We start from the raw sequence: 8197 nt of genomic DNA on the forward strand, positions 1-8197 counted from the left end.
TCTTTTGTTAGCATCGTTCATTGGCATAACCTCCAGATTTTTTTCTAAAGAGATTATCTCAAGAACGGATATTTAATAGAAGGTGTTCATTGTTTGACGCTTACACTACAAATACATTTCAAGATTCGCAACTATTTCGCTACCACTTAAAAGCAATTAAGGAAGATGGTTATGCTTTTGATGATGAGGAACGAATGGTTGGTATTCGTTGTGTAGCCGTGCCGGTATTTCGAAATCAGGAAGTTATTGGGGCTCTAGCCATTGCGGCACCAGTAGAACAAATTTCACGGAAAAATATCAAACAAATCGCCACTAAATTAGATGTGGGAAGTGAAGCAATCACCAAGGAAATTGAAGCTTTGGAGAAAGGTTGATTTTCTACAAATCGGTTTGAATGGTCATGTAGGGAGTATTCCACTGGTCCATATAACAATAAGAGCCTAGGAAATCTTTAAACGATTTCCTAAGCTCTTGTTGTCTAAACGCTCAATATGAAAAGATTAGTTTTCAAAAACTTTAACTTGAACGTCTGTATCGATATGTTCTTTTTCGCCAGCTTGTTGTTCAACGGATCCAAATGGCATTTGTGCAAGCATTTCGTAAGACTCAGGAAGATGGAACATTTCTTTCGTTCCTTTATCGAAACCTTGTTCATAACCAACGTTGAAATGTTGTAAGCTTGCGCCCAAGTCCATTTCAGCTAAAGCTAACCAAACCGCGTATTGTGCATTGGCATTGTTGTTTTGTTTGTACGCTTCTTGACGGACACCTTGTGCAGGCATTCCTTCAACCGCTTCTTTATCTTCAAAGAATAGCACCGTACCGATTCCGTTTTTAGCTCCGGTAATAATGCCTGACATCATATCCCACATGTCACCTTCAAGCACGTTCTGTTGAACATCATAAATATGATTCCAAAACTTCTCGTTTGCATTATCGAATAATACAACTACACGTGTTGTTTGGCTGTTGAATGCGGAAGGCACTTGTTTAACAACCTCGCGAATTCTATTTTCAATATCCTTTTTTGAATAGTTGCTATCCGTTCCTAATGCGTAAATCGAACGGCGTTTCTCTGCTAAATCTACAAATGTTGTCATATACATTCTCCTCTAAGATGAAATATTTATTGGACTTGTATTATCTTTTTTTGTTCAAGCCACATTAGTAGTGTAGAATAAATAAAATCGTAATTCAAAATAAGTCAACAAAGTTTCATTAAGTGAAACTTTATAAAAAGTGGATGGTGAAATTTTAAATACGATCCATGTTATACTAGTAAAAAAGTAACCTCGGACCATATAGCTACAAAGAAAGGAGTTGGATAAAGTGAGTGACAACAAAAGTACTGCAGTAAAACGCTCGGATAAAGCAGAAAGTATTCTTTCTCAAATCAATCGTGATACAAAGCTAGGCGAATTACGGAAAATCGCGAAGGAGATTAAAAAGGACCACGAACTGGCGATGGAACTTTGGGCAAGTGGAGAGTTTATGCCTCGACTCTTGGCCATCTTAATCATGGATAAAAATCAGCTTACCCAAGAGGTACTAGATGAGCTTGATCAGGATATGCAGAGTCATACTTTGGAAGAACGAAATAACATGATGGATTGGTTGATGGCTAATCATCTCACCAAGGATAAGAAGAGGATTGCATTGCTCGAATCGTGGATGGATAGTCCTTCTGCTCTGCAGAGACGAGCTTTCTGGTATTATCAAGCCCGCTTGAGATGGACTGGTAAAACTCCGCCGGATAACACCGAAGATTTAGTATCTAAAATTGAAGCTAATATTGCGGAGGAAGAACCGGAAGTTCAATGGGCTATGAATTTCACTGCAGGCTGGATCGGCGTCTATGAAGAAAAGTATCGTGAACGTTGCAGTCAAATTGGAGAGAAAACAGGACTTTATAAAGATGAATTCGTATCAAGAGGCTGTACGCCAAACTATTTACCGGAATTTATTAAGATGGAAGTAAGCAAACGGTCGTAATATCGATAAATAATAACGCTCAGAAAAATGGAACTGCAACCCCTACAACAGGAGGGGTGTTCATTATTCTGAGCGTTTTTTGTTAAAACAGTGAGGCAGTTTGGTAATCCATAAACTAAAAAAATCTTAAAAAACATATTGTGAAATACTGAACAATATGGTATATTGTATTTACAACATGCTTATGTGAAAAACTGAGCATATAAATGGAGGATGATGAATAATGAGAGTAGCAGTTATTGGATGTACTCACGCTGGAACTGCAGCGATTAATAATATATTGAATTTATACCCTCACGCACAAATTGATGTTTTTGAAAAAAATGATAATGTTTCTTTCCTTTCTTGCGGAATTGCGCTTTATGTAGGTGGTGTCGTCGAGGATGCGAATAGTCTGTTCTACGCATCCGTGGAGCAGTTCGAGCAACGCGGCGTCAACATGCATATGAATCATGAAGTGGTAAGCTGCGATGTAAATGAAAAACAGCTTCAAGCAAGAGATATGAAAACAGGTGAAATGAAGGATTATCAGTATGATAAGCTGATCATTACGTCTGGTTCTTGGCCGATTACACCGCCCATTCCAGGGGCTGATTTGGAAAATATCCTGTTATGTAAAAACTTTGCACATGCAAAAGAAATCATTCAACGTTCTGAAAATGTACAAAACGTCGTTGTAGTTGGTGCAGGATATATTGGTGTAGAACTTGTAGAGGCGTTTGAGGAGAACGGCAAAAACGTCACACTGATCGATAGTGAAGAACGAATCTTGAATCGTTATTTAGATGAATCTTTCAGCTCACCTGTAGAAACTAGCTTCAAAGAGCGTGGCGTTGAGCTTGCACTTGGCCAGACTGTTTCCGAATTTGAAGGAACAGGGACGGTGCAAAAGGTGATTACAGATAAAGGCGAATACAACGCAGACTTAGTAGTCATGTGTGTTGGTTTTAGACCAAACACTGGATTATTTGAAGGTCAAATTGACATGTTGGGTAATGGAGCAATCATTGTGGATGAGTATATGCGGACAAGTGTAGAAGACGTATATGCTGCAGGTGACTGCTGTGCTGTCCCTAACAATGCAACGAAACAGCCGTCTTATATTCCACTTGCAACAAATGCAGTAAGAATGGGTACCCTTGTTGCTCATAACCTGATGAACCCTGTATTGAAGCACCCAGGAACTCAAGGAACTTCTGGATTGAAAATTTACAACCATAACATCGCTTCAACAGGATTAACGGAAAGTGCAGCAACTATGGCGGGCTTGTCTGTAGCAAGTGCTTCTATTGAAGATAATTACCGTCCGGAGTTTATGCCGGAAAATGCAGTGATCCAACTAAAACTTGTTTATGAAATAGAAACACATCGTATTGTTGGTGCCCAAGTTATTTCCGATGCTGATTTTACACAATCGATCAATACACTAAGCGTAGGTATCGCTAACGGAATGACCATCGAAGAATTGGCACTAACCGATTTCTTCTTCCAGCCACATTTCAATAAACCAGTGAACTTCCTGAACCAAGTTGCATTGAAAGCAATGGCACAGGAAAGTGAAAAAGTTAAAGATGAAGAGCAAGTCTCAGCTTAATAGAAAAATGTACACCGAGCATGTGAAGTTAATTTGCATGCTCGGTTTTTTTAGATTTGAAATAGGATACATGCTCTCACATTACCTCTAAGGGATTATTTTACTTAGAGAGGAGGTAATGTGAGAAGGTTTCATGTACCTTTGGGAGCTAGAATTCAGATTAAAAGGTAACATGAGAAGCGCTCATGTACCCTCGATGGACGAGTTTCACCTCAGCAAGTAACGTAAGAAGTTTTCACATGCCTACAGAGAATGAGTTTCAGTCCGAGGTAACATGAGAAATGCAATGAATGAAGTAGAAGTTCGTAATCATTCATTTTGTTATGGCTGCTATCCAAAAGAAGGATTAGCATCCTTTTTTGTTGAAGTAGTACTACAGGTCTCAGCCCAAAATTAACTCTACAAAAGGAATAAATACTCAAGACAGATTGGAGAGTTTATATGAAAAAAGTAGTGCTGGCAGGGGGAACAGGATTTATTGGTGAATATTTCGAGAAGAAGTTCAGAGAGATGGGATATGAAGTAAAAATTATATCACGGCAAAAACAACATATCTCCTGGGAAGATAAGTCGGAAATGATGGAAGCGTTAGAAGGTGCGGAACTGCTGATCAATCTTGCAGGTAAATCTGTAAATTGCAGATACAATGAAGCAAATAAAAAAGAAATCATGGAATCAAGAAGAAGGACAACGACTTTGCTCGGGGAGGCCGTCAAGGCATGTAGTCATCCGCCAGAGGTTTGGATCAACTCCAGTACGGCGACAATTTACCGGCATGCCGAGGACCGGCCGATGACGGAAGATGATGGAGTAATCGGTTCAGGATTTTCCGTTGATGTTGCGACAACATGGGAGAAAACATTCTTTGACTTTGATTTACCGAACACGAGACAAATTGCGTTACGAATTGCAATCGTATTAGGGAAGGATGGCGGTGTCATCATACCATACAAAAACTTAGTAAGATTTGGACTAGGCGGGGTACAAGGTAAGGGAAATCAAATGTTCAGTTGGATACATATTGAGGATTTGTTCAAGATTATTCTCTTTTTAAAGAAAAGAGAAGAGCTAAGTGGCGTGTTTAATTGTTCATCACCTTTTCCTGTTACAAATCGTGAATTAATGAAAACATTAAGGGAAACAATGAATATGCCATTCGGGTTGCCTTCGCCTAAGTGGATGTTGGAGATTGGCTCTATTTTCATTCGTACAGAAACCGAACTCGTATTGAAAAGTCGATGGGTTCTGCCAGAACGATTAGAGATGGAAGGCTATGAGTTTGCCTACCCTACATTGGATAAGACGTTGGAAGATATTTTGAAGTAATGGCTGAGCAATAATTTAGTGTGAAAGTAAATGTAATGATCTGCAGAAGATAGGCAAACTTTTTATCCAAAAAAATCTAGTTATAGTATCACTTTCTCCATTTTGATATACTGGGTGTATTGGCTTAAGCACATACATTCTCATATACATTAGCAACTCAGATAAGAAATACACCTTGGAGGAACAACAATGACTACATACTTTTACGAATTCTTAGCAGACATCTCGGAAGAATTCGCACATACATTATACGAACTGGAAAAAGCGATCTACAACAGTCCCCGTTCGATGCTGACGCATAGCCGGACGTTCATTGAAGTACTGTTGGAGAAAGTGATGATCCATGAGAATATGACCAATGATCCTTACATGACGATTGTGGAGCGGATTCAAAATCTGGACGAAGCAGGTCTACTCACTCCAGAAGTAATGAACGCATTTCATGAGGTAAGGAAATTAGGGAATGTGGCAGCACATGATACGCGGCAATTTAGATTTTCAGAATCACTGACAGCTTGGGAGCATATCCACACGATTGTAAAATGGTTTGTCGAAGTGTATGAATCGTACACCATTGAAGTACCGGAATATGTGGACCCGGTGATGAAGCAGGAACATTCTTATGGATTGGAAGAAATGGCACTGCGCTTTAAGAAAATTGAAGACCTTTTAAAAGAGTCGCTTGCCTACGAGAAACCTAAAAATACAGAACAAGAAGCAACAGATATAAAAATTGTTGAGGTGGAACCAAAGCCTAAAAAGGGTAGAATTTCATTGCTCGATGAAATCAACGAAGAACCCGGTTTTGTTCCAGTACGAACGATATACTATGGAAAAGATTCGGTTGAGATTCCTTACTTCTTGAGGGATGCATTCTTACTTCCACAACGTTTTGAAGAATCGGAGCGTTTCTTGATCCGTCTTGGGGGAGAGCAGCAGGCAAGAATCATGAGTGAACTGCCAAGTTCATTGGAAAACTTCCATCTAAGAGTGACTCGCTATAACGAAACCCATTCTGAAACGTTCTTCCATGAATTGAAAGAGTTTGTACAGGAAGAAATCAGAAGGAAAAAGCTCATAAACAGCCGTCCTGGAGAGTTATTCTTATTCTTTAAATCTAGTGAAATCGTTGTGACTGACGACCTCGGAAACGTCGATCTCAGTACAGAGAACTTCACAGGAATGCCCGGGCTGATTGAACAGCTGAATGACGATGGCATATATAAGGTTAGGCATTTACCAAAGGAATTACTCATCCTAGGCAAATATCATCGCGTTGGAAAAGGTCGGGTAGAGAGCTTTTTTGAACAACTGCGCCAGATACAAGAGGATTTGGTGAAAGTGACGGTGTAAATTGTTGTGATTGCTATAGACTAATCGATTCAGCTAATACTAAGCGGGAGATCAAATTCGGATCTCCCGCCTTTTGTTTTAGAATAAGTTAAAATAACATATCTATATAGAAGAAAGATTTTATCAAGAAGCAATTTCTACCGCTTTTACTTTCTTACTTCCGAAAAGATAAATCACCAAAATAATTACCATTAAAGAGGCAGAATAGACATAGGTCATACCGTATCCTACAATACCCGCCAAGTAGCCGAGCCCGATAGAACCGGCTGCCAAACCAAAGTCGATAAAAATGAGAAGCATTGAATTAGCTGTTGCTTTTTTCTCTGGAGGAACAAGAGTTAACGCCCACGCTTGAACAATAGGGTGGATTACACCAAAAGCAATCCCAAATAATATCCCAGCAACGAGCACCATAATCATTCCAGTAGAAAAACCTAATAAAATTAACCCTGCCGCGCCTGAAATTGCAGCAGGTATAATAAGGATTCGATGACCAAAGCGGTCAAAAATTCTGCCGGAGAAGATGCGAACCAATACCATCGCTATTCCTTGTGCGATAAAAAAGTACGAAATGTTCCCACCTACTCCAATTTCTTTCCCAAATGCTCCCATAAAGTTAACGGTACCTGCAATTGTCATATAGTTAAGTGATACCAAAATACAAGGAAGCAGCACACGTTTATCGAACATATATGCATAGAACGGCTCTTTCTTATTTTCTTTTGGTTTAGGTTTTTCCTCTTCATTATTAGAATTCGTTTTGGTGAAAAAGCTGCATAATAGTGTAAAAGCCATCAGTCCAAGAGTTACCCACATCAATGAATCAAACGAAAAATGTGTAATATATGCGATGGCGATGAGAGGTCCCATAGTCGTACCGACGCTTGTAGACATGGAAAATAAACGAGTCCTTCACCTAATCGTGACTTAGGAACAATATTACTGGAGATTGTAAATACCAACATTGTAAGCATACTAAACCCAATACCTTGTAAAGCTCTAATGAATATTAAAAATCCAATCGAGTCGTTAAGAAAAGTAAGAGCGATTGTACCTAAAAAGTAAACGACCGAAAAGATGAGTAATAATTTCCTGCTGAATTTTTGGATTATGACACTTGCAAAGAAACGAGTCACTAAGGATGCGGTCATTAATGTCGTCGTCATAATTCCTGCGATTGCAGGATTATTAGTAACAGTAGCCACAAAAATAGGAAAAGCTGCTGTGATCATATAAAATGCAGAGAAAATGATAAAAGCAAGGATTACAATATTAAAATATTGGCTCGTCCACAGTTTTACTTTCATTTTCATATGGTAAAGACCACCCATCTATCATAAAATAAATACGGTATTTTGATTTATTGTTTACCATCAACGTAGGAAATTTTAAAGCTCATCCAAGTAGGTTAGTTATAATCGTTCAAATTTCTTCTATACATAAAGATGCAGCTTTAAAGAGAATCCTTTAAATTGGGCTTAGTGTGTTTAATTTCGGAGGCTATTCTTAAGAAACTATGTTATTTATTTAGTACAGGATAAATTTTCCTTCATGAAATAGGGAAAAATAGAGCGGGATAATGTAATAAAATGTAGAAAAAACATATTGCATTGTTTTTTAGTCTATGATATATTAAATATCCGCCACCGAAAACAAGCGGAAATAAACAAAAAAAGTTGTTGACTTCTAGTTTGATAGTGTGGTATATTAATTCTTGTCGCTTTTAGTCGAGTGACAACGACTTGAAAAAAGAATTGAAAAAGTTCTTGACTCAATATTACAAGTCTGATATAATGTAAGAGTTGTTGCGAAAAAGCAACAAAGCAAAATTTGCTCTTTGAAAACTGAACAAAACAACCAGTATGTCAAGCAAGGTCACGTGAGTGGCCAAGCATAAACTTAATAAGAAAACCCCGTTTTCTTATTAAACAA

At 38.4% G+C, this 8197-nt stretch carries 6 protein-coding genes and 1 pseudogene; 5 read left to right on the forward strand and 2 right to left on the reverse strand.

Features of this window, described 5'->3' with window-relative positions; genetic code table 11:
- Positions 1 to 89: 89 nt before the first annotated feature.
- On the forward strand, positions 90 to 374 hold the full coding sequence (locus ACFSBH_RS13095; protein WP_251517742.1) for an IclR family transcriptional regulator domain-containing protein: 285 nt from the start codon (positions 90 to 92) through the stop codon (positions 372 to 374).
- Positions 375 to 500: 126 nt separating this feature from the next.
- On the opposite strand, the gene ACFSBH_RS13100 is transcribed toward ACFSBH_RS13095, so the two are convergent.
- Positions 501 to 1100, reverse strand: a complete 600-nt coding sequence (locus ACFSBH_RS13100) for a nitroreductase family protein (protein ID WP_379597923.1) — start codon at positions 1098 to 1100, stop codon at positions 501 to 503.
- A 229-nt stretch (positions 1101 to 1329) separates the two neighbouring features.
- Between ACFSBH_RS13100 and ACFSBH_RS13105 the strand changes: the two genes are divergently transcribed.
- The 4 genes from ACFSBH_RS13105 (at position 1330) to ACFSBH_RS13120 (ending at position 6265) form a co-directional block, all read left to right on the forward strand.
- Complete coding sequence (locus ACFSBH_RS13105; protein WP_379597925.1) at positions 1330 to 1992, forward strand: DNA alkylation repair protein; 663 nt, start codon at positions 1330 to 1332, stop codon at positions 1990 to 1992.
- Positions 1993 to 2215: 223 nt separating this feature from the next.
- Positions 2216 to 3586 carry an FAD-dependent oxidoreductase gene (locus tag ACFSBH_RS13110; RefSeq protein WP_379597927.1) on the forward strand — a complete coding sequence of 457 codons (1371 nt, stop codon included), beginning with the start codon at positions 2216 to 2218 and terminating at the stop codon, positions 3584 to 3586.
- 441 nt (positions 3587 to 4027) lie between these two features.
- Positions 4028 to 4912, forward strand: a complete 885-nt coding sequence (locus ACFSBH_RS13115; RefSeq protein WP_251517737.1) for a TIGR01777 family oxidoreductase — start codon at positions 4028 to 4030, stop codon at positions 4910 to 4912.
- Between the two features lie 189 nt (positions 4913 to 5101).
- On the forward strand, positions 5102 to 6265 hold the full coding sequence (locus ACFSBH_RS13120; protein ID WP_379597929.1) for a DUF4145 domain-containing protein: 1164 nt from the start codon (positions 5102 to 5104) through the stop codon (positions 6263 to 6265).
- Between the two features lie 123 nt (positions 6266 to 6388).
- Here ACFSBH_RS13120 and ACFSBH_RS13125 read toward each other — a convergent pair.
- Positions 6389 to 7596: pseudogene (locus tag ACFSBH_RS13125) on the reverse strand (MFS transporter).
- Positions 7597 to 8197: the final 601 nt, after the last annotated feature.

Source organism: Oceanobacillus luteolus (assembly GCF_042678205.1).
Lineage (GTDB): Bacteria > Bacillota > Bacilli > Bacillales > Amphibacillaceae > Oceanobacillus > Oceanobacillus luteolus.

Excerpts from the sequence above, each read along its gene's own strand:
- ACFSBH_RS13100 (WP_379597923.1), bottom strand. The coding sequence starts at position 1,100 with ATGACAACATTTGTAGATTTAGCAGAGAAACGCCGTTCGATTTACGCA.
- ACFSBH_RS13110 (WP_379597927.1), top strand. The coding sequence starts at position 2,216 with ATGAGAGTAGCAGTTATTGGATGTACTCACGCTGGAACTGCAGCGATT.
- ACFSBH_RS13115 (WP_251517737.1), top strand. The coding sequence starts at position 4,028 with ATGAAAAAAGTAGTGCTGGCAGGGGGAACAGGATTTATTGGTGAATAT.
- ACFSBH_RS13120 (WP_379597929.1), top strand. The coding sequence starts at position 5,102 with ATGACTACATACTTTTACGAATTCTTAGCAGACATCTCGGAAGAATTC.